Below are 20,735 nucleotides of genomic sequence, written 5' to 3'. Positions count from 1 at the left end.
TCGACGCAAGCCCTGCATCCCCGCTCACCGCGTTCAACCCGGCCACCGTGGGCGCATGGTCCACACCCACGTATGGGACGAGGGCGACGGCGGAGACGCGTTCATCAAGTCGAAGCAGTCCGACGAGGACGGCCGCTGGCGATTCGTCGCGTTCGACACGAACGGTCTCGTCGTCGGACGCGGCCGGGCCGACGGCTACTCCACCAAGGACGAAGCTGACGAGGCCGGCCAGAGGCTCGTCGGCGGCTACTGGCACCCGGTCACCGTCTGAGCCGTGAGTGAGTCGCCGTGTGGCGTTCGTCGTCGTCGGTGCGGGTCGTCGCGTACGTCTGGGGGCTCGTCTTCGGCTGACCGTCCGCAGGCCTGCGGCTTCCATCCTTTTTCCATCCCCGGACACCCGGCGGAGGGCACGACAGTCACGGTGACGACCATCCACCGGGGCGGGGACCAGCCATTCCGCTACGCTCGGGCCGTCCCGACCTTCCTCTCAAGGTGGAGACACGGGTTCGAATCCCGTTGGGGCTGCCACGCACAATTCCCGGTCCGGCACACTCTGCAGGGCGGCTGCCGCTCCCGGCTGAGGCGGGCTGACGTCTCTGACTATCCCTCCCTGTGCCGACAGGCGGCCGCGCCGGGCCCGTTCCCGGACCTATACGACGGGGCTCGGGTGGAGCGCCTTGACGGCGGGGCAAGGCGGTCATCACGGGCGGTGATCGACGACACCGGGGCAGCCTGAACCGACGCCTCCAGGCGGCGGCAGCGCGTCCGAACGTGGGCGGCCGGTGGTCGCTAGGAGCTTTCGGGGAATGGTGCGGCGGTCCGACTCCGCGGCCGTCGCCCTTGCCATGACACCTGCTTGCCGAGGTCTTCAGAACGGGTCGATCAGACGAACCGCGCGCCGGATGAAGTTACGAGATCAAGTCAGACGCAGCGGTGACGATGCGGTAGTCCCACCCGTTGCCTCCGGCAAGCTGGGTGCGGCCTCGCCATGTCCCATCGGAGTTGAAGCGGGTCAGATATGCAGTGCCGTCATCTGCGACGACGATCGCCTCGAGCGACGGGTCGCGGGTATCGACGTTCGAGGCTCCGGTGACGGTGTGGTAGTCCCACCCGTTGCCTCCGGCAAGCTGGGTGCGGCCTCGCCATGTCCCATCGGAGTTGAAGCGAGTGAGATATGCAGTGCCGTCATCTGCGACGACGATCGCCTCGAGCGACGGGTCGCGGGTATCGACGTTCGAGGCTCCGGTGACGGTGCGGTAGTCCCACCCGTTGCCTCCGGCAAGCTGGGTGCGACCTCGCCATGTCCCATCAGAGTTGAACCGATGTAACCAAGCCGTGTTGTCATCGGCGATGCCGATCGCCTCGAGCGTCGGGTCGCGTCTATCAATATTTGAGGCATTGCTGAGAATGCGGTAAGTCCACCCGTCGCCTCCCGCGAGCTGGGTACGGCCGCGCCACGTCCCATCAGAGTTGAACGTCGAAACGTAAGCAGTGTTGTCATCGGCGATGACGAGAGCCTCGAGGGTCGTCGCCGGAGGCGGCGGGCCAACCGTCGCGAGGGCGGTAGTCGCTTGGACGAAGTCAAAGACGACCCACAGTCGGCCTTGGCCATCGACCGTCACGCCAATACCCACATAGTTCCAACGTGTGTCGACGATGTTGGCATAGTGCGGGGGGGGAGGCCAACAGCGCGGCATCGAGCGATTCGACGTCGGCGCCACAACCGACGTTCTCGCCGAGAGCCGACCAGTTGTTACCAATGACCGCCTCTACGTCTGCTTGCAGATTCGGATTGTGGCCTTTACCGACAGTGGATCCGCACGTACCCACCATCTCGGCCGACCAACTTCGAGCGACACCGCGCATGGCGGTGGACATCGGCAACGAGCGGAGCCCCCGCTCGGTCCGCGCGCTATTGAGCCTGGAGAAAAAATCCCACTCGGCTGACTCACTACTCTGAACAGCCGTAGTGGTTCTACGGGTTTCGGCCGTGAAGGCGCCGTCTTCACTCATCACTACGGTTCTTCCTAGTCCTGCCACGGCCGGCGGAACACCGAGTAGCGACGTCATTCCAACAGCCACCGCTACCGTCGGCCACCAATATCTATGGGCGATCACCGCCGAAGTATCGTCCCATATACATATTTTGTCAAATTCGTTCCCACCCGCGCGCCCGCCGGTAACCGAGAGGGGCGGGTTCCTGTCGACGACAACCACAGTCGGATGCGAAGCGGCGAGATGACGTTCGTCCCAAAGGGCGTCGCCCATGCGTCCATTGTGATGTCGCCCGAGGCCAGGTTTCCGCGCGATCCAGTTCCATTGACGCCGTCGGCCCAAGCGTTCGCCGAGGCGCCGGCGAACCAGTCGTCGACTGACCAGCGCAAATGCCCGGAGCCAGTCCGCGGCCGGTGGTTCCCATCGATAGTTCCAGCGTGGCGCTCGTTGCCGCGGCCTGCCCCAGAGGTGCCACCGGCGATCGCCCGCTACGGCTCGTCCCCGGGTCGGAGCTGTGCGTCGAGCGTCGAGGAACCGCACTCCGCCCCTCCCCGGTGAGCCCCATCGTGTAGACGGGTCGCAGCAAATCGCCCGGCTGTGCTCGGAGGGAGCCGTGTCCCAGGTTCGTGTCCACAACTTCTCGGTCTCGCTGGACGGGTTCGGCACCGGCGAGGGCCTGACGTTCGACGCCCCGTTCGGCCACGCCGGGCACCGGCTGCACCAGTGGATGTTCGCCACCCGCTTCTGGCACACGATGGTCGGCGATGCCGGCGGCAACGACGGGGTCGACAACGCGTTCGCCGAGCAGTTCAACCTCGGCGTCGGTGCGGAGATCATGGGCCGGGGCAAGTTCTGGCCCAACACCGGCCCCTGGACCGATGTCGGCACCAACGACGAGTGGCGGGGCTGGTGGGGGCCGAACCCCCCGTTCCACACGCCCGTGTTCGTCCTCACGCACCACCCGCGCCCCTCATTGGAGATGGAGGGCGGCACGGTGTTCCACTTCGTCGACGCCTCCCCGGAGGACGCGCTCGACCTCGCCCGGGAGGCGGCCGGCGACCTCGACGTGCGGATCGGCGGCGGCCCGACGGTCGTCCGCGAGTTCCTCGCCGCCGGCCTGATCGATACCGCCCACGTCGTGCAGGTCCCGATCCTACTCGGCCGGGGCGTCCGCCTCTGGGACGGCCTCGAGAACCTCGACGAGCGCTACGACACCGAGGCGGTGTCGTCGCCGAGCGGCGTCGTCCACCTGACCATGACCCGTCGATGAGCGATCGCACCGGCGCGCCCTCGATCGACCGCAGCGCGGTGCTCGACGCGGCGCGGTACTTCGACCGGTGGCTGGCGTTCCGGCAGCGGTACGACCGGATCCCCGGCATCCAGGCGGCCGTGCTCCACGGCGACGAGGTGGTGCTGTCGTGCGCCCACGGGCTGGCCGACGTGGAGGCCGGCACCCCGCTCACGACCCGCCACCTGTTCCGCATCGCCTCGCACTCGAAGACGTTCACGGCGACGGCCGTGCTCCAGCTCGTCGACCGGGGCGACCTCCGGCTCGACGACCCCGTCTCGCGGTGGCTGCCGTTCCTCGCCGCGTCCGACCTCGCCACGGTCACCGTGCGGGAGCTCCTCGGCCACGGCGGCGGCCTCGTGCGCGACGGCTGGGACGGCGACTTCTGGCAGCTGCACCGGTCCTTCCCCGACGCCGCCGAGCTCGAGCGGATTGCCATGGACGACGCCGCCGTCCTGTCCCGCAACGAGCGGTTCAAGTACTCGAACATCGGGTTCTCGCTGCTCGGCATGGTCGTCGCCGCTGCCTCCGCCCAGCGGTACGACGACTACGTGCGCGACCACATCCTCGGGCCGTTGGGGCTGGAGGACACCGGTCCCGACCTCGACCCGGCACGGGCCGAGGACTACGCCACCGGCTACAGCGCCCTCGCCTACGCCGACCGCCGGCTGCCCATCGACCTCGTCCCAACGGGAGCGATGGCGTCGGCCACCGGCTTCTACTCCACGGCGTCGGACGTCGTCCGCTACGCCGCCGCCCACTTCCACGGCGACGTCCGGCTCCTCTCCGAGGACGCCAAGCGGCTCGCCCAGCGGACCGAGTGGGAGGTCGCCGAGAACCAGGCCTACGGCCTCGGCTTCGCCGTCACGAAGGTCGGCGACCGCCGGCTCCTGGGCCACGGGGGCGGCTACCCGGGGCACATCACGTTCACGATGTTCGACCCCGTCGAGCGGGTCGCCGTGTCGGTGCTGACCAACGCCATCGACGGCGGGGCGCGCGGGATGGCGACGGCGTTCGTCCGCCTCCTCGACCTCGCCGCCAAGGACGGGGCCGACCCCGCCGACGCCGACCTGTCGTCGTTCCGGGGCCGGTTCGCCAACCTCTGGGCGGTGTTCGACATCGCCGACCTCGGCGGCCGCCTCTACCGCATGGACCCCACGGTCCCCGACCCGGTCGCCGAGCCCGAGCGCCTCGCCGTGGTCGACCCGGACACGCTGCGCTTCGAGGAGGCGTCGGGCTACAGCTCGCCCGGCGAGCGGCTCGTCTACGACCGGGCCGCCGACGGCACCGTGCGGTCCGTGCGGGGCGGCAGCGGGATGCGCTCGTACCCGGTCGACGAGCTCACCAGGGCCGTCGACGGCCGGGACCGCGTGACGCCGGCCGAACCCCTGCTGCCCTGACGGCCCGGCGGGGCCCGGCCGTCAGACGGCGGCGTGGACCGGCGCCGTCTGCGCCCGTCGCACCGCGAGCTCGACGTCCTCGCGGACGAGGTCGGCGTTGACGGCGATCGCCACCGCCGAGCCGGCTCCGGCCGCGGTGATCACCTGGGCACGCGGGTCGACCACGTTGCCGGCTGCCCACACGCCGGCCGCCGTCGTGCGCCCGGTGGCGTCGACGACGGCGAAGCCGGCCTCGTCGACCTCGCAGCCGAGGCCGGCGAGCAGCCCATCGCGGTGGGCGCCGTTGCCGGGCCGGACGAACACGGCGGACCGGGCCACCACGCGGCCGTCGCCCAGCTCCACCCCGCGCAGCCGGTCGTCCTCGACGACCAGGCGCGCCACCGGGCCGGGCTCCACTCGGATGCCGCGGGCGTCGAGCTGGGCCCGCTCGTCGTCGGTGAGCGCGTAGGTGTGGGCGAAGAACACGACGTCCTCCGACCACTGGCGCACGAGGAGCGCGTGCTGCACGGACCCGGCGATCGTGCCGAGCACGCCGAGCGGCTGGTCGCGGACCTCCCACCCGTGGCAGTACGGGCAGTGCAGGAGGTCGCGGCCCCAGCGCTCGCGGACGCCGGGGATGTCCGGCAGCTCGTCGCCCACGCCGGTCGCCACGACGACCCGCCGGGCCGGGAGCCGCCGGCCGCCGGCCAGCCGCACGACGAACCCGTGGTCGATCCCGACGACGGCATCCTCGACCACGGCCACGCCGTAGCGCGCCACCTCGGCCCGCCCGGTCGCCAGCAGCTCGCGCGGCGGCATGCCGTCGCGCGAGAGGAACCCGTGCATCTGCGCCGCCGGGGCGTTGCGCGGTGACCCGGCGTCGACCACGGCGACCCGTCGCCGGGCCCGCCCGAGCACGAGGGCGGCGCTGAGGCCGGCCGCCCCGCCACCGATCACCACCACGTCGTACCGCTGCTCGTCCATCGAGACCACCTCCGACGCCCACGGTGCACCGGCGTCGCCGCGTCGACAACTTTCGTTGCCGAACCTGGGAACGCGGAGTTGACTGCGCTCGTGACGAGCTCGCCGCAGATCGACGCCGTCCTCGCCGAGGTGGGGCCCCGGCTGCGGCGCCTGCGCACCCAGCGGGACGTCACCCTGACCGAGCTGGCCGCCGCCACCGGCATCTCGAAGAGCACGCTCTCACGGCTGGAGTCGGGGCAACGCCGGCCGAGCCTCGAGCTGCTGCTCCCGATCGCGCAGGCCCACGGCATCCCGCTGGACGAGCTGGTCGGCGCCCCCGAGGTCGGCGACCCCCGGATCCGCCCCCGCCCGCAGAAACGGGGCGACCGCATCGTCGTGCCGCTGACCCAGCAGCCGCGCGGCGTGCACGCCTGGAAGGTCGTGATCCCGCCGAGCCGCCGGGCTCCCGAGCTCCGCACGCACGAGGGCTACGAGTGGCTCTACGTGCTGAGCGGCGAGCTGCGGCTGATCCTCGGCGACCACGACCTCACGATGGGCCCGGGCGAGGTGGCCGAGTTCGACACCCGGGTGCCGCACTGGTTCGGCGCCGCCGGCGACCGGCCGGTGGAAATCCTGAGCCTGCTCGGCCGTCACGGCGAACGGGCCCACGTCCGGGCCGCACCCCGCCGCCGGAAGGGCGACGGCTGAGGCCCGGCCGCGCCGTGGAGCCCGCTGCCGCGATGCGTCGTCAGATCACCGGGCTAGGCGACAGCGGCCACGAGGGCCGGACCACGCGCCTCTCCGAGGCCCGGCGACGACCCGCCGCGCCCCGTCGCCGTCTCGCCCGCGTGGTCGCCCGTCAGCCGAGCTTGCCGAGGACGGCGTGGGCGATCAGGCGGTCGAGACGGCGGATGTCGATGCCCCGGTTGAGGTTCACCTTGATGTGGCCCGCCCTCGTCCAGAGCTCGAGCTCCGCGTTCATGTCGAGCAGACCGCCGGCGTTCTCCGACGACCACATGTTGATGGCCGAGTACGGGAGGCTGTAGATCTCGACCTTCTTGCCGCGCAGGCCCTGGGCGTCGCGAACGATCAGCCGGTGGGTGGTGAAGATGGCGCTGTCACGAAACGTCTTGTAGGCCGCGACGGCACGCTCGCCCTCGACGAGCAACGAGCTCACGTCGTCGGGGATCGGGCACTCCTGGACGAGCGTCCACGTCACGATCGCTGCCGGTTCCAATCAGCCTCCTCTCGAACAGTTCGGCGGCCGGCGGTCAGCACTCGGTCGGCAGCTCGGACACGGCGTCGCGGTCGACCCACTCGGATGGGCCGCCGGCTGCGGGGCGGACCTGGACGCGGTCGTCGTCCACGGCCAGCAGCTCGACCTGCTCGTTGGTGCAGGCCACGTGGGCCGTCCCGCGCAGGTAGAAGTCGTTCACCCAGCCCTCGGCCGGCGCGCCCTCGAGGGCGCGCACCTTGGCCCACTCGCCGCGCGTGGCCACGACCTCGACCAGGGTGCCGTCGGGCACCGACCCGGTCGGCGCGGTCGCGTCGGGCGCCGTGACCAGGGCGACGGCCGGCTCGGCCAGCAGGCCGTGGTCGTCCCGGCCGCTCACGATGAGCACCCGGCGGGCCGGCGCCGGCTCGGCCGCGCCCGCGCCGGCGTTCCCGCCGTCGTCCCCTCCGCACCCGACACCGCCCACACCGCCGATGGCGAGCGCTCCGGCCAACGCCAGCGCCCGCCATCGCCGGCTCACGGGCACGTCGCCGGGTTGGCGGTCCCCTTCGTCACGTTGGTCGAGATGGTGTGGCACCACGTGCCGCCGTCGCCCTGGCGGTGGAACACCTTGTCGTACTGGGTCGACCCGAGCGAGTAGCTGTCGGTGTCGTAGACCGTCTCGGTCCCGCCCGCGATGGCGAGGTAGCGCACCGAGTCGCTGCCCGTGTTGTTCAGGAACCCGCTGGCGAACGACATCACCCACCGGCCGCCGGCCGGGATCACGGTGCCGGCCGGGATCGGCTTCGGCGAGCCGCCGCCGGCGGCGACGTCGTCGATGTACATCCCGCTCACGTCGGCGCTCACCGACGCCGGGTTGTACAGCTCCACCCACTCCTGCCCGGTGCCCGACGGCGCCATCAGGTACTCGTTGACCCGCACCTGGGACGCGGCCGCCGACCCGGACGGGGCCTCGTCGTAGGCGGCGTAGGTCCTCGTGCCGGCGTCGTAGTCGACCGTGTAGCCGGCGCCGCTGCTCGTCGTGGCCAGGTGCACGTCACCGTTGTGGTTGAACGTGCCGGAGTAGTCGATCGGCGCGCCGGTGCCGTCGACGTCGTCGCACGGGTTGTTGGCGAGGTACACGTCGGCGCCGACCCCGCGCTCGTTCACGACCGTCTGGAACACGTCGAGGACGCGGTTGGCGGGGTGCCCGTAGCTGTTGACGCCGCACGAGATGAACGCCGACTCGGGCGCCAGCGCGTTCACGTAGGCGTCGGACGACGAGTGGGTCGACCCGTGGTGGTTGGCCCTGACCGTCTCGACGTTGCCGAAGGCCGACGTGAGCGACGCCTCGACGTCGTTGTACGTGTAGCCGTTGCCGCTCGTGGCGTGCTCGCCGTCCGTGTCGCCCGCGGTCGCGTACTCGAACCGGCCCCGGGTGAACTTCACGGCGATCGAGTAGTCGTTCTCCGAGGGCGGCGTGGCGTCGGCGGTGTGGTCGCCGCTGACCGGGGTGACGCCGTCGGCCTGCTTCACGCCCTTCGCGTTGGCCTGGAGGATGGCGACGGTGACGCCGGTGCCGAGGTCGATCGACGGCCAGGGCGCGCTGTTGGTGGCCGTGACGACGTGGCCCTGGATGGCGGCCCGGTCGGCCTGGCCGGCCGGCCCGTAGAGCCAGCAGATCCAGCGCATCGCCGTCTGGGAGACGGTGCCCGCGTTGTGCCAGGCGACCTCGTCCGACGGGGCGGCGGACGTGCCGACGTCGCAGTTGCCGTCGCCGTTGGTGTCGACCCAGGTGCCGCCGTCGCGGTCGATCAGCGTGCCGACCGTGAAGCCCTCGCCGGCCGGGTTCAGCAGCCGGTACAGCCCGTTGCCGACCGTCGACGTGTCGTTCGGGTTCGAGGCGTAGCCGATGTGGTCGAGGTGGTGGTGGGAGGCCAGCACGTAGTCCAGGTGGACCGGCCCCGCCACCCCGCAGATCGACTTGATGCGGGCGGCCACCTTCGCCGCGTTCGTCGACGCGCCCGTGGAGTTCCACGCCGTCTCGCCGAGGTCGATCAGCATCGTCTTGCCGGTCGGCCCGATGATCAGCTGCGAGTCGCCCTGCTCGACGTCGAACCAGTAGACGTTCAGCTCGCCCTGACGCCAGGTGCCGGCCGTGGAGCACGCCGTCCCGGCGGCCCCCGCCCGCTCCGCCGGCGCGGCGAGCACCACCGCCGACGCCGCGACCAGCATGGCGAGCCACGCCACGGTGGCCCTTCGCCGCCTCGTTCCCCCGTGCACCGCATCCCCCTCAGGACGTCGCCCGCTCGCCCGTCATCGTAGTGACCCGGCTTGCGGACGGCACCGGCCGGCGAGGTGCCCGGCGACCCGGTAGGCGAGGGCGAGGACCGTCAGCGCCGGGTTGACGCTGCCGTTGGTGACGTGGAGGGACGCGTCGGCGACCGAGAGGTTGGCCACGCCGTGCACGGCGCCCCACTCGTCGGTCACCGACGACGCCGGGTCCCGGCCCATCCGGCACGTGCCGGCCTGGTGCTGCCCGGCGTTCAGCTGGACGCGCCCGGGGTGGCTCCACACCGCCGTGGCGCCCGCCTCGGCCAGCCACTCCTCGGCCCGCGCCCGGAGGGCCGCGGCCGTCCGCAGGTCCTCGACGTGGATGGCCCCGCTCAGCCTGGCCACCGGCATGCCGAAGCGGTCGGCGACCGACGGCGACAGCGTCACCCTGGCCCGTGGGGTCGGCACCTCCTGGACGGGACCGAGCACCTGGCTGGTGCGCCGGTACGACTCGCGCACCATCCGCTTGCCGTCGAGCCCCCACCTCGGCGCGCCCGGCGGCAGGCCCCGCCGCCAGAACAGCAGCGGCAGCTCGACGAACTCGTTGGCCAGCATCCCGCCGCCGACGACCCCGTCGTTGCCGTGGACGAACTGACAGGTGGCGACGGCGACGCCGGGGCCGACCCCGTCCTGCACGACGTCGTCGAAGCGGCCCACCGCGCCCGTGTAGACGTGGCCCTGGAGGTGCCGGCCGACCTGGTCGGACCCGTTGCCGAGCCCGTCGGGGAAGGGCCCGCAGGCGCTGGCGAGGAGCAGGCGGGCCGTCTCGACGGCGCCGGCGCACAGGACGACCTGCCCGGCGCGGACGGCCCGGTGGGCGCACCGCCCGCCCTCGTCCCTCGCGACGTCGACGCCCACCGCGGCCCGCCCCCGCACGAGGACCCGCGTCACCTGCGCCTCGGTCAGGAGCACGGCCCGGCCGGTGGCGAGCGCCCGCGGGATGACCGTGTTGTGGGTGCCGTTCTTGCTCTCCGACGGGCAGGCGAAGCCGACGCAGTGGCCGCACCGGACGCACGCCGGGCGCCCGGCGAAGGGGACGGTGTTGACGGCGAGCGGCACCGGTCCGGCCGACCAGCCCAGCCGGGCGGCCGCGGCGGCGAGGATGGCCGACTCGGTCGTGGGCGGGACGGGCGGCATGGGGTAGCCCCGGCTCCGCGGCCGCGCCTCGAGCCCGTGGCAGCGGTGGGCGGACGGGTCGCCGGCGACGCCGACCTCCCACTCGGCCCTCGTGTAGTCGGGCTCGAGGTCGTCGTAGCCGATGGGCCAGTCGGCCAGCGAGCTGCCGTCCGGCACCCCGTAGCGGGAGGCCATGCGGAAGTCGTCGGGGAAGAACCGCCAGGCCTGCGCCCCGTACAACCGGGTGCCGCCGCCGACGGTCACCGCGTTGGCGTGGTAGGCGGGGTCGTGGGGGCGCACGACCCGCTCCTCGCCGTCGGCGCCGACGAACACCCGGGGATGGGCGGCCGGGTCGGGCCCGGTCGTCTGCCCGTAGAGCGGCAGCCGGTGGTTGCGCAGGTGGTCGCGGGGCTCGTCGCCGGCCCCGAGCCACCGGCCCTGCTCGACGAGGAGGACGCTCGCCCCCGCCTCGGCGAGCACGCAGGCGACGACCCCGCCGCCGGCGCCGGCGCCGACGACGACCGCGTCGTAGGCGTCGTCCAGGTCGGCCAGCCCCACCGGGCCGGGCGGGTCCCTGGCCGGGAAGGCGGACGCCGAGGGCCCCGGGGAGTAGCCGACCATCTCCCAGGCGCCGCTCGCCGGGCTGCCGTAGAACGCCTCGGCCGCCAGCCTGGCCGTCGCCTCGACGAAGGCGGCCGGCGGCACCGGCCACGGCGCCGCCACCTCGCCCCGCTCGGCCGACCGGAGGAGCCGGTCCTGTCCGTCCGGGCCGAGCGCGGCGAACCCCGCCCGCCGGCCCGGCGGGCCTCCTCGTCGAGCGCGGCCAGCCCGGCGTCGACCAGCGCGGCGGTGGCGGGCACCTCGGCGAGCAGCCGCCGCACGGTCGCCGGCGCACCGGCGTCCACGGCCGACGGCCAGCCGTCGCCGCCGGGCACCATCCGGTCGAGCACCGCTGCGAGGAGGTCGGTGCCGCCGCCCCGCTGCGTGCCCGCCGGCCAGTCCACCGCTACCCCAGCTGGTCCCTGGCCCTCGCGATCACGCCCTGGAGGCGCAGGGCGTGCCGGGCGTCGAGCGGGTGGGGCACGCCGGAGCGGACGGCCTCGGCGAACTCCCGGCGGGCCACGGCGAACGAGTCGGCGCCGACGATCGAGGAGCAGTCGAGGGCGGCCGACGCCGCCTCGCCGTACACCTCCACGCCGGCCACGTCGTCGGTCCGCGAGAACAGCGACAGCGACGCCTCGCTGACGGCGCCGCCCTCGTGGTCGAGGAGGAGGCCGGTCCAGCGCCGGTCCCCGTGGGCGCGCACGTCGACCACCGGCCCGAGCGCGGCGTCGAGCAGGTCGACCAGGTGGGGGCCGACGTCGAGCAGGCCGCCGTGCTCGAGCCGCCACGGGCTGACGAACGGGCCGCCGAGCATGGCGCCCGACAGGAACCGCCCGGCGGCGCCGATCGGGCGAAGCGCCGGCACGCCGGCGAGGAAGTCGCGGGCCGCCGACGTGTACCGCCAGCTGAGGAGGACCTGGGTGACGACGCCGGCCTCGTCGACGGCGTCGGCCACCCGGCGGGCGGTGTCGAGGTCCTCTGCGAGCGGCTTCTCGAGGAACAGCGCCTTGCCGGCCCGGGCGGCCAGCGGGGCCAGCTCGCCCTGGGCGGCCGGCGCCACGCAGAAGGCGACCGCGTCGCAGTGGTCGAACAGCTCCTCCACCCGCCCGAAGGCCGGGGCGCCGAAGCGGCCGGCCAGCGCCTCGGCCTGCTCGGGCCGGCGGGCCCACACCCCGGCGAGGGTCGTCTCGGGGCCGGCGGCGAACGTCGGGGCGTGCACCATCCCGGCCCACGGCCCGGCGCCGACGAGGCCGACGGTGAGCGGCGTGCCGTCCCCGGTCGACGGACGGGTGCCATCGCTCACAACCGGAACATAGCGCCCGGGCGGCCGGGGCCGCCGGGTGCCGCACGCGCCTCGGTGTGCCATCGTGGCCGGCCCAACCGGCGGACCGCGGAGGGTTGCGGTGTCCACACCGTTCGACGCCATCGTCGTCGGCGCCCGCTGCGGCGGCGCACCGACGGCCATGCTCCTCGCCCGGAAGGGGTGGCGGGTCCTGCTCGTCGACCGGGCCACGTTCCCGAGCGACACCCTGTCCACCCACCTCGTCCACCCGCCCGGGGTGGCGGCGCTGGCCCGGTGGGGCGTGCTCGACGCCGTCGTCGCCAGGGGGACGCCGGCCATCGAGCGGTACTCGGTCGACTTCGGCCCGTTCGGGCTGGCCGGCCCGCTGCGCCCGACCGACGACGGGGTGGCGACCGCCTACGCGCCCACCCGGGTCGTCCTGGACGACCTGCTGGTGGAGGCGGCCGCCGCCGCCGGCGTCGACGTGCGGGAGGGCGTGGCCGTCGAGGGGCTGGTCGTCGAGGACGGCGCCGTCGTCGGCGTGCGGACGTCGGGCGACGGCGGCCACGCCGTGGAGGAGCGGGCGAGGGTCGTCATCGGGGCCGACGGGCGCCACTCCCACGTCGCCCGGTGGGTCGGCGCCGAGGCCCACGCCGAGCAGCCCACGTTCACGGCGACCTACTACTCGTACTGGAGCGGGGTGCCCGTCGACCGGTTCGAGGCCTACGTGCGGGACCGGCGCTCGTTCGCCGCCTTCCCGACCAACGAGGACCTGACGCTGGTCGTCATGGGCTGGCCCCGGTCGGAGTTCGCCGCCAACCGCCACGACGTGGACGGCACGTTCCTCCGGGCCCTCGACCAGGCGCCCGAGCTGGCCGATCGGGTGCGGGCGGGGACGCGGGAGGCCCGCTTCCACGGCACCGGCGACGCCCCCGGCTTCTACCGCCGGCGCTACGGGCCCGGGTGGGCGCTGGTCGGCGACGCCGCCCACCACAAGGACCCGTGCACCGCCCAGGGCATCAGCGACGCCTTTCGGGACGCCGAGTCGCTCGCCGCCGCCCTGGACGACGTGTGGTCGGGGCGGGCCCCGTTCGACGACCGGCTGGCCGCCCACCAGCAGGAGCGGGAGGCCGAGAGCCTGCCGATGTACGAGTTCACCTGCCAGCTCGCCGCGCTGGAGCCGCCCCCGCCCGAGCTCGCCGCCTTCCTCGAGGCGGCCAGCCGGTCGCCGGAGGCCAGCACCGACTTCGTCAGCGTGGTCGCCGGCACCGTCGGGATCCCCGAGTTCCTCGCCCCGGAGAACGTCGCGAGGGTGCTCGAGGGGGCGGGCGCCTAGCCGGCGTGCGGGCCGCCGACGCGACGGGCAACGTCGATCCGCCACCGCACCCGCACCGGGACGGTCACCGGCACGCCCTCACCGGTCGACTCGTCGGCGCCGAGATGCGGGTCACGACGTCGTAGTCCACGAGAGCCGGTCGTCGGGGTGGGCCACGCTGAGCTGGACCCACTGGGAGCCGGCCGGCGCCGGCGTCGTCCCGAGCGTGCCGGCCACCAGGACCTGGACGGCGACGTCGTCGCGAGCGGCGACCAACCGGTGGGCCGCCGCAGGGCCGGACGCCGGTGCCTCGAGCGGCGCCGACGTCGTGAGGTCCCAGCCTCCTTCGGCCAGCGCGGTGGCGACGCGTTCCACGACGGTGGCGAGGTCGCCCCGGGCCGTGCCGTCGCCCACGACGTACTCGACGTCCTTGGACCGCTCGGTGGCCGGCTCGCGCTCCGCGGCCACGCCGAAGGACCCCAGGAGCGAGGTCGCCACGGCGCGCAGCTCACCCGTGCCGTCGTCCTGACCCCGGCCGCACCCGCCGGCCAGCGCCAGCAGCGCGGCGAGGGCCGCACCGCCGGCGGCTAACCAGCGAGCTCTTCCGCGACCGCTTCGGTCGAGCACGCCAACGTCCGGCCCCGGAGGCGGGCGGTGCACGTCCCCGCGAGCACCGTGAGCGGCCCGCGCGTGTCGATGCTCGTGTCGACGAGCCGGACGACACCGCTGTGCTCCGACGCGAGCACGTGGACCGTGGCGTCGGCGTCGGTCGCCAGCAGGGATGACGTCACCATCGAGATCGTGCCACCTTCGTTGGCGCCGTCCCGGGTGCCGGCGACGCGCACGCCGATGCCCCGGCGCGTCCTGATCGACGTGGCCTCGGCGTCGAAGGTGTCGTCCGCGTCGTTCAGCTCGACGAGCAGCGCATCGTTGTCCACCGAGACGCGTTGCAGCCTCAGCCGGTTGGACGAGGCGTCGGTGGCGCGGTCGTGGATGTTGAGGATCCCGCCGGTGATCGTGACGTTGTTCAACGTGACGTCGGCGCCCTGCTCGAGGTGGACCACGCAGTCCGGCAGGGACACCGTGCGGTTGGCATCACGCAGCTCGGTCGTCACGATCGCGATCCCGGGCCCTGCGGCCGTCGGCCTCGCGCACGATGCCGCCACGTCGACCAGCGACACGGGACCGTTGGCGACCGAGGCGGCGACGTCGCCGCCTCCGGCGTCGACGACGGCACCCTCGCCGCAGCCGGCCACGGCGAGGGCCACCAGCGTCGCGGCCCCGAACAGGCGTCGGGCGTTCATCGCACCACCTCCAGGAAGGTCTCAGCTTGGACGGCGGTGCCCGCCGCGTTGGGATGCGGGTCGAAGCGCCGTTGCACCTCGCGCATGGTCGAGCCGGTGTCGACCGGCGGCCACCCGAGGTCGAAGTCGACGGCGGTGAGCGCGCCGATCGCCTCGCACTCGGTGCCGAACACGTAGCTGTCGTCTGAGCCTGCGCCGTGGCCCTCGAACGGCGGACCGAGGTCCACCACCTCGAAGCCGTGCGCCTCGGCCCGCTGTCGCAGCTCGGTGTTGATCGCCGAGTTGATGATGTCGCCGATGCCGTGGACGATCGAGCACGAGCGATCCGGGAGGTTGTTGACGACCTTTTTCTCGTTGTACGGGTTGTAGTACAGCGACACGGCGACGGTCGCCCCGTTGCCCGCGGCCCCGTCCAGGATGTCGAACATCGTGTCCATGTCGCCGCTCAACGGCTCGGCCGTGGCGCGATCGGTGGCCGCCGCCCGGCACTCGTCATCCCTGACGACCACCTCGTAGCCATAGACGATGCCGAGGAACTTCTTCTGCTCGACCCCGACGCATCGTCCGAGCCAGTACTGCACGTCCGAGAACTGCATGTCGTTGGCGCCGAGCGAGACGGTCACCAACTCGGTCGCCTGCTCGGCGGCGGTGAGCTGGGGCACCCACGTGCCCAGCGCGTTGTGCCCGAGCTCGTAGGCCGTGACCGCCTCGGTGATCGAGTAGCCCCAGATGCCCTTGCGGTCCAGGTCGTCGAAGCGGGCATCGGCGGCGGCGATGCGCTCCGGGTAGGGCGTTGCCGGCGGCGTGCCCATGCAACCGTAAGGGGAGATCACGCGGTTCTCCGCGCACGTGGGCACCGAGAAGCCGGTGGTCGTCGAGTCGCCGACGGCGACGTACTCGGCGCCGTCGCCGGTGTCGATCTCGGTCACCGGAGGGTTCATCGTGAACGAGGCGAAGAACACGTTGTCGTCGGCGGAGGGGTTCCTCGTGGCCACGGTGAGCCGCGTCGAGCCGTCGGCGACGAACGGTACGAGGTCGTACAGCTCGTCGTCGGTGCGCGGGCCGGTGTTGTGGGCGAACGGCGGCGGGTTGTCGGGTGAGTCGCCGACGCCACCGACCGTGATCAGCGCCCCGTTGATCGGCTCGCCGTCGTCCTCGCCGCCGGCCGACGAGGTGAGGCGGGAACCGTTGACGTCGACCTCGCTGTACTGGCTGGCGCCGAAGTTCTGGTAGCCGTACGAGATGCCGAGCGACATCCGCTGGATGAGGTCGGGGTCGGAGAGGTCGATCGGCTCGGCCAGGCCCAGGGTGAAGTCGTCGCCGGCCGTCTTCATGGCGCCGAACAGCAGGGTCACCGACCGGTCGTGGTCCTGGGCCGGATCGTCGAAGATCGCCACGAGGATGACCCCGTCGAAGTCGACGGGACTGCTCTCCGCCACGAGGAAGGCGACCGGCCCTGCCGGCGCGGCGGCGATCCTCGCCCCGACGAGGCCCGTGACGTCGGCCCAGTAGTTGGTGGACTCGATGTTGCTGGGCGCGGAGTGGGTGAAGCCCACCGGCTGGCCGTCGATCGACACCTGCCCGGTCCCCGGTCCCCGGAACCCGGTCGAGGCCGCGAAGAAGACCGCCCTGCGCAACGTGGCGCCCGGCGGCTTGTCGATGCTGAGCCAGGTCCACGCGCCCGTCGTGCCGGCGCCGCCGGTGGACTGGGTGATGCGGCCGCGCTCGTGCACGATCACCTGGAGCCCCCCGGCGGCCCCGGTCGCTGCCGCGGCGGCGGCCGTGGCGGGCCCGGGCTCGACCTCTCGGGGCGCCGTGCCCGGGTCGACGGCGTCGACCGCGTCCTCGGTCGTGTCGTCGGCTGCTTCCGCCCGGGGCACGCCCAGGCCGATGCAGGCGACGGCCAGCGCCGCCGTGAGGACGCGGCGCGCCGCGCACCTCGATCCGATCTTCCGCATTGCCGCCCCTCCGTCCGCCGTGCTGTGAGCGGGGCATTCTCCCACAAGCGGGCGTTCTACGCTACGAGTGCAGAAGGTATGGGGGTCGCGGGTGGAGGTCGCCGCCCACGGTGCTCGAGGGGGCGGGCGCCTGGCCGGCGTGCTACGACCGGGCGGTGACGGGTCGACCCCACCTCCGCTCCCTCCGCTCGCTCCGCCTCGCCGCCGCCCTGCTGGTCGCCGCGGCCGGGCCGGCGCCGGCCACCACTCCGGCCGGCGCCGGCACCCCGGTGCCGCGGCTCGCCTACGACACGTTCCTCGGCGACGAGCCGGTCGCCGTCGTCGCCGGCCTGCACGGCGACGTCACGGCCCGGTTCGAGGACGCCGAGCCGTTCCTCTCGATCACCGGCGGGCTCGTCGCCGTGGCCCGCCGCACCTACGCCGACCCGTTCAGGGCCGACGTCACCGTGGCCGACGCCGCCACCGGCGAGGTCCGCCAGGTCGTCCCCGACGCCCGCTACCCGCTCCTGTTCGACGGCGGCGACGCCCTGCTGTTCCTGCCCGACAACCAGGGCGTGAGCGAGGACGACGAGCGGGACCCCTACGTCAACTCGGTCTGGTACCGGGACCTGACGACGGGCGCCGAGCGGCGGCTGGCCCAGTTCACCGACGGCGACTTCCGGCCGCTGCACCTGGCCGCCTCGCCCACCGGCCGGCGGGTGGCGTTCACCGTCGGCGACGACACCGGCCGGTTCGAGTGGGACGTGTGGGCCGGGCCGGTCGACGGGCCGGCCCGGCCGGTGACCGACGACGGGCAGTCGCTGTACCCGTCGTTCAGCCCGGACGGCCGCAGCATCGCCTACACCCATCAGGAGCGGACGGACGGCTGCTCCACCGAGGTGCGGGTGATGGACGCCGACGGCGGCCGCCAGCGGACCCTCGCCGCCGGGTCGTGCGCGCGCTCGCTCATCCGGCCGGTGTGGCTCGACCGGGAGACGATCGTCGCCTGGCAGTTCACCGGCGACGAGGCCGGGTTCCGGCCGAGCGGCCTGGTGACGGTGGACGTGGCCACCGGCGCCGTCGACACCGTCGTGACCGGGCGGGTGTTCGACTTCTCGGTGTCGCGCACCCTGCACGTCGTCGCCTTCCGCACCGTCGACGGCCGCATCGCCGTGTGGGACCCGGCGACCGGGAAGGTCCGCCCGGTGGCCGGGGCCGCCGCCCGCCCCGGCGGGCACCTGCACGTGGACGGCGCGCTCGAGCAGGCGGTCTGACGCCGTGGCCCTGCCGGCCGAGGGGATGGCGACCGCGGAGGTCGTCGAGGCGCTGCTGGCGAAGCGGGGCCGGGACGTGCGCTGGCGGGAGGGGCGGGCCTTCTCGCTCGTCTACGACGGCGGGCCGGCCGTCCACGAGGTCTGCGAGGCGGTGGCGGCGATGTTCCTCCACGAGAACGCCCTGAACACGGCCGCGTTCCCGAGCCTCGGGGAGATCCAGGCCGAGGTCGTGGCGGCCACCGCGGACCTGCTCCACGCCCCGCCCACGGCCGCCGGGTTCCTGACCTCGGGCGGCACCGAGAGCATCCTCGTCGCCGTCCTCGGCGCCCGGGAGCGGGCGAGGGCCGAGCGGGGGGTCACCGAGCCGCGCATGGTCGTCGCCGACAGCGCCCACGCCGCCTTCCACAAGGCCGCCCACTGCTTCGGCGTCGCCGTCGACACCGTGCCCGTCGGGCCCGACTTCCGGGCCGACGTGGACGCCATGGCCGACGCCGTCGACGACCGCACCGTGCTCGTCGTCGGCTCGGCGCCGCAGTACCCGCAGGGCGTGATCGACCCGGTCCCGGCGCTGGCCGCCGTGGCCGCGGAGGTCGGCGCCTCGTTCCACGTCGACGCCTGCATGGGCGGGTTCGTGCTGCCGTTCATGGAGCTGCTCGGCCACGAGGTGGCGCCCTGGGACTTCCGGGTCGACGGGGTGACGTCGATCTCCGCCGACGTCCACAAGCTCGGCTACGCGCCCAAGGGTGCCTCGGTCATCCTCCACCGCACGAGGGAGCTGCGCCGCTACCAGACGTTCGTGTTCGACGGCTGGCTCGGCGGCCGGTACGCGTCGCCCAACCTCCAGGGCACCCGGCCGGCGCTGCCGATGGCGACGGCCTGGGCCGTCATGCACCACCTCGGGATCGACGGCTACAAGGCGCTGACGGCGACCACGCTCGACGCGGCGCGCCGGATGGTCGACGGCGTGCGGGCCGTCGACGGGCTGCGGGTGCTGGGCGAGCCCGACGCCCACCTCGTCGCCACGGCGGCGGCGCCGGGGGAGCGGCCGGTCGACGTGTTCGCGGTCGGCGACGCCCTCGCCCGCCGGGGCTGGTTCCTCGACCGCCAGGGCCCGCCCGACTCGCTGCACGCCACCGTCAGCGCCGGCAACGCGCCCGTGATCGGCGCCTACCTGGACGACCTGGCCGCGGCCGTGGACGAGGTCGCCGGGCGGACGGCCGCCGACCGGTCCACCTCCTACGCCACCCTGGAGTGAGGGGGCGGCGCCTACCATCGCCGGCGTGAGCACCTCCACCGGCGCCGCCACCGTCGTCGAAGCCGAGCTCGAGGCCCACCGCCGCGAGCTGACCGGGTACTGCTACCGGATGCTCGGCTCGGGCTTCGAGGCCGATGACGCCGTCCAGGAGACGATGGTCCGGGCGTGGCGGGGCGCCGACGCCTTCGAGGGTCGGTCGGCGGTGCGGTCGTGGCTGTACCGGATCGCCACCAACGTCTGCCTCGACATGCTGCGCGGCCCGCAGCGCAGGGCCCGGCCCATGGACCTCGGGCCGGCGTCGACCGCCGGCGCGGCCCTGCCGGGCACCCTTCCGGAGGGCGCCTGGGTGAACCCCGTGCTCGACGCGCGGGTGCTGCCCGAGGACGGCGACCCGGCCGAGCTGGCGGCGTCGAGGGAGACGATCCGGCTGGCCTTCGTCGCCGCCCTCCAGCACCTGCCGCCCCAGCAGCGGGCGGTGCTGATCCTCCGCGAGGTCCTCCGCTGGCAGGCGACGGAGGTGGCCGAGCTGCTCGGGACGACGGTGGCGTCGGTGAACAGCGCGCTCCAGCGGGCGCGGGCCACGCTCGGCTCGCTCGACCTCGACGCCGGCGGCCCCGTCGCCGTCGACGACGACCGGCGGGAGCTGCTCGCCCGCTACGTCGACGCCTTCGAGCGCTACGACATGGACGCCCTCGTCGCCCTCCTCCACGAGGACGCCACGTTCTGCATGCCGCCGTACCCCCTGTGGCTCCGGGGCCCGGACGAGGTGGTCGGCTGGCTGCTCGGCAAGGGGATCGGCTGCCGCGGCTCCCGCCTCGTCGCCACCGCGGCCAACGGCTGCGCCGCGTTCGGCAGCTACCGCCCGGCCGAGAGCGGCGGGCACGAGCCGTTCGCCCTCCAGGTGCTCGAGATCGAGGGCGGCCGGATCACCACCTGGCACAACTTCCTCTACCCGGACCGCTTCGCCGACTTCGGGCTCCCGACCCGCCTCGACGGGTAGGCGAGCAGGCCGGCCAGCCCGGCCAGCTCCAGCAGCTCCCGGAGGCCGGGCGGCGGGTCGCGGACGACGAGCGAGCAGCCCAGCCGCCTGGCCTCGAGGTGCAGGCGGGCGATGGCGTCGACGAGGCCGAGGTCGGCCGCCGGGTGGCGGAGGCGGCCGAGGACGACCTCCCGCCCTCCCGCGACGAGGACCAGCGCCGGCCCCTCGTCGTCGTCCATCGGCGGTCAGACGGCGCCCGTCGCCGGAACTCACCGCTCCCGGGGCGGGCGACCGCGGCGCCGGCCGCCGCCGCTCGGCGCTCCCGGCCGGGCGACCGCGGCGCCGGCCGCGGCGTCGGCCGTCGCGGCTCAGCGCTCGGAGCGGGCGACGACGACGACCGGCGCGGCCGAGGCCAGCAGGGCGGCCACGCCGGCGACCAGGCGGACCGTCCCGGGCGTGGCGCACGGGTCGGCGCCGGCCGGGTCGACCCCGGCGATC

General features: G+C 73.9%; 19 protein-coding genes. 8 read left to right on the top strand and 11 right to left on the bottom strand.

Features of this window, described 5'->3' with window-relative positions:
- Nucleotides 1-271 (top strand): hypothetical protein (locus VGB14_17015; protein ID HEX9994634.1); only part of this gene is annotated, 271 nt, incomplete at its 5' end.
- A gap of 637 nt (nucleotides 272-908) precedes the next feature.
- Here the strand turns inward: VGB14_17015 and VGB14_17010 are convergent.
- Nucleotides 909-1,622, bottom strand: coding sequence for a hypothetical protein (locus VGB14_17010; GenBank protein HEX9994633.1), 714 nt, complete (start codon nucleotides 1,620-1,622; stop codon nucleotides 909-911).
- A gap of 986 nt (nucleotides 1,623-2,608) precedes the next feature.
- On the opposite strand from VGB14_17010, the gene VGB14_17005 reads away from it, so the two are divergent.
- A complete protein-coding gene (locus tag VGB14_17005; protein HEX9994632.1) occupies nucleotides 2,609-3,265 on the top strand; it encodes a dihydrofolate reductase family protein in 657 nt (218 codons plus the stop codon).
- On the top strand, nucleotides 3,262-4,683 hold the full coding sequence (locus VGB14_17000) for a serine hydrolase domain-containing protein (GenBank protein HEX9994631.1): 1,422 nt from the start codon (nucleotides 3,262-3,264) through the stop codon (nucleotides 4,681-4,683). The genes VGB14_17005 and VGB14_17000 overlap by 4 nt, the downstream gene beginning before the upstream one ends.
- Before the next feature lie 21 nt (nucleotides 4,684-4,704).
- Here the strand turns inward: VGB14_17000 and VGB14_16995 are convergent, their stop codons facing one another.
- A complete protein-coding gene (locus tag VGB14_16995) occupies nucleotides 4,705-5,646 on the bottom strand; it encodes an NAD(P)/FAD-dependent oxidoreductase (GenBank protein HEX9994630.1) in 942 nt (313 codons plus the stop codon).
- A 90-nt stretch (nucleotides 5,647-5,736) separates the two neighbouring features.
- Between VGB14_16995 and VGB14_16990 the strand changes: the two genes are divergently transcribed.
- Nucleotides 5,737-6,333 carry an XRE family transcriptional regulator gene (locus VGB14_16990; GenBank protein HEX9994629.1) on the top strand — a complete coding sequence of 199 codons (597 nt, stop codon included), beginning with the start codon at nucleotides 5,737-5,739 and terminating at the stop codon, nucleotides 6,331-6,333.
- Between the two features lie 151 nt (nucleotides 6,334-6,484).
- Here VGB14_16990 and VGB14_16985 read toward each other — a convergent pair whose 3' ends face one another.
- From VGB14_16985 to VGB14_16965, 5 genes are all read right to left on the bottom strand, one after another.
- The gene (locus VGB14_16985; protein ID HEX9994628.1) at nucleotides 6,485-6,862 is read right to left on the bottom strand and encodes a PH domain-containing protein; all 378 of its coding nucleotides are present in this window, start codon (nucleotides 6,860-6,862) and stop codon (nucleotides 6,485-6,487) included.
- Between the two features lie 34 nt (nucleotides 6,863-6,896).
- Nucleotides 6,897-7,379, bottom strand: a complete 483-nt coding sequence (locus VGB14_16980; protein HEX9994627.1) for a hypothetical protein — start codon at nucleotides 7,377-7,379, stop codon at nucleotides 6,897-6,899.
- Complete coding sequence (locus VGB14_16975; protein ID HEX9994626.1) at nucleotides 7,376-9,088, bottom strand: hypothetical protein; 1,713 nt, start codon at nucleotides 9,086-9,088, stop codon at nucleotides 7,376-7,378. The genes VGB14_16980 and VGB14_16975 overlap by 4 nt, the downstream gene beginning before the upstream one ends.
- Nucleotides 9,089-9,154: 66 nt before the next feature.
- Nucleotides 9,155-11,011, bottom strand: a complete 1,857-nt coding sequence (locus tag VGB14_16970) for a GMC family oxidoreductase (GenBank protein HEX9994625.1) — start codon at nucleotides 11,009-11,011, stop codon at nucleotides 9,155-9,157.
- 283 nt (nucleotides 11,012-11,294) lie between these two features.
- Nucleotides 11,295-12,194: a Gfo/Idh/MocA family oxidoreductase gene (locus VGB14_16965; GenBank protein HEX9994624.1), complete on the bottom strand. Its 900-nt coding sequence runs from the start codon at nucleotides 12,192-12,194 to the stop codon at nucleotides 11,295-11,297.
- A gap of 100 nt (nucleotides 12,195-12,294) precedes the next feature.
- On the opposite strand from VGB14_16965, the gene VGB14_16960 reads away from it, so the two are divergent.
- Nucleotides 12,295-13,509: an NAD(P)/FAD-dependent oxidoreductase gene (locus tag VGB14_16960; protein ID HEX9994623.1), complete on the top strand. Its 1,215-nt coding sequence runs from the start codon at nucleotides 12,295-12,297 to the stop codon at nucleotides 13,507-13,509.
- Nucleotides 13,510-13,620: 111 nt separating this feature from the next.
- On the opposite strand, the gene VGB14_16955 is transcribed toward VGB14_16960, so the two are convergent.
- The 3 genes from VGB14_16955 to VGB14_16945 form a co-directional block, all read right to left on the bottom strand.
- Entirely contained in the window at nucleotides 13,621-13,986 is a 366-nt protein-coding gene (locus VGB14_16955; protein ID HEX9994622.1) for a hypothetical protein, read from the bottom strand.
- An 89-nt stretch (nucleotides 13,987-14,075) separates the two neighbouring features.
- Nucleotides 14,076-14,669 (bottom strand): hypothetical protein, encoded by a 594-nt coding sequence (locus VGB14_16950; GenBank protein HEX9994621.1) that lies wholly within the window; start codon nucleotides 14,667-14,669, stop codon nucleotides 14,076-14,078.
- Nucleotides 14,670-14,788: 119 nt separating this feature from the next.
- Entirely contained in the window at nucleotides 14,789-16,750 is a 1,962-nt protein-coding gene (locus VGB14_16945; GenBank protein HEX9994620.1) for a hypothetical protein, read from the bottom strand.
- A gap of 155 nt (nucleotides 16,751-16,905) precedes the next feature.
- Between VGB14_16945 and VGB14_16940 the strand changes: the two genes are divergently transcribed.
- Genes VGB14_16940 through VGB14_16930 form a run of 3 tightly spaced genes read left to right on the top strand, consistent with a single transcriptional unit; the run spans nucleotide 16,906 to nucleotide 20,258 of the window.
- The gene (locus tag VGB14_16940; protein HEX9994619.1) at nucleotides 16,906-18,003 is read left to right on the top strand and encodes a hypothetical protein; all 1,098 of its coding nucleotides are present in this window, start codon (nucleotides 16,906-16,908) and stop codon (nucleotides 18,001-18,003) included.
- A 4-nt stretch (nucleotides 18,004-18,007) separates the two neighbouring features.
- Complete coding sequence (locus VGB14_16935) at nucleotides 18,008-19,258, top strand: aminotransferase class V-fold PLP-dependent enzyme (GenBank protein HEX9994618.1); 1,251 nt, start codon at nucleotides 18,008-18,010, stop codon at nucleotides 19,256-19,258.
- A 25-nt stretch (nucleotides 19,259-19,283) separates the two neighbouring features.
- Nucleotides 19,284-20,258: a sigma-70 family RNA polymerase sigma factor gene (locus VGB14_16930; protein ID HEX9994617.1), complete on the top strand. Its 975-nt coding sequence runs from the start codon at nucleotides 19,284-19,286 to the stop codon at nucleotides 20,256-20,258.
- On the opposite strand, the gene VGB14_16925 is transcribed toward VGB14_16930, so the two are convergent.
- The gene (locus VGB14_16925) at nucleotides 20,207-20,476 is read right to left on the bottom strand and encodes a hypothetical protein (protein ID HEX9994616.1); all 270 of its coding nucleotides are present in this window, start codon (nucleotides 20,474-20,476) and stop codon (nucleotides 20,207-20,209) included. The genes VGB14_16930 and VGB14_16925 overlap by 52 nt on opposite strands.
- Nucleotides 20,477-20,735: the final 259 nt, after the last annotated feature.

This window comes from Acidimicrobiales bacterium, assembly GCA_036399815.1.
In the GTDB taxonomy this organism is placed as follows: Bacteria; Actinomycetota; Acidimicrobiia; order Acidimicrobiales; family DASWMK01; genus DASWMK01.
The sequence above is the reverse complement of the archived record's forward strand: the minus strand, read 5'-3'. Positions and strand labels throughout refer to the sequence as shown.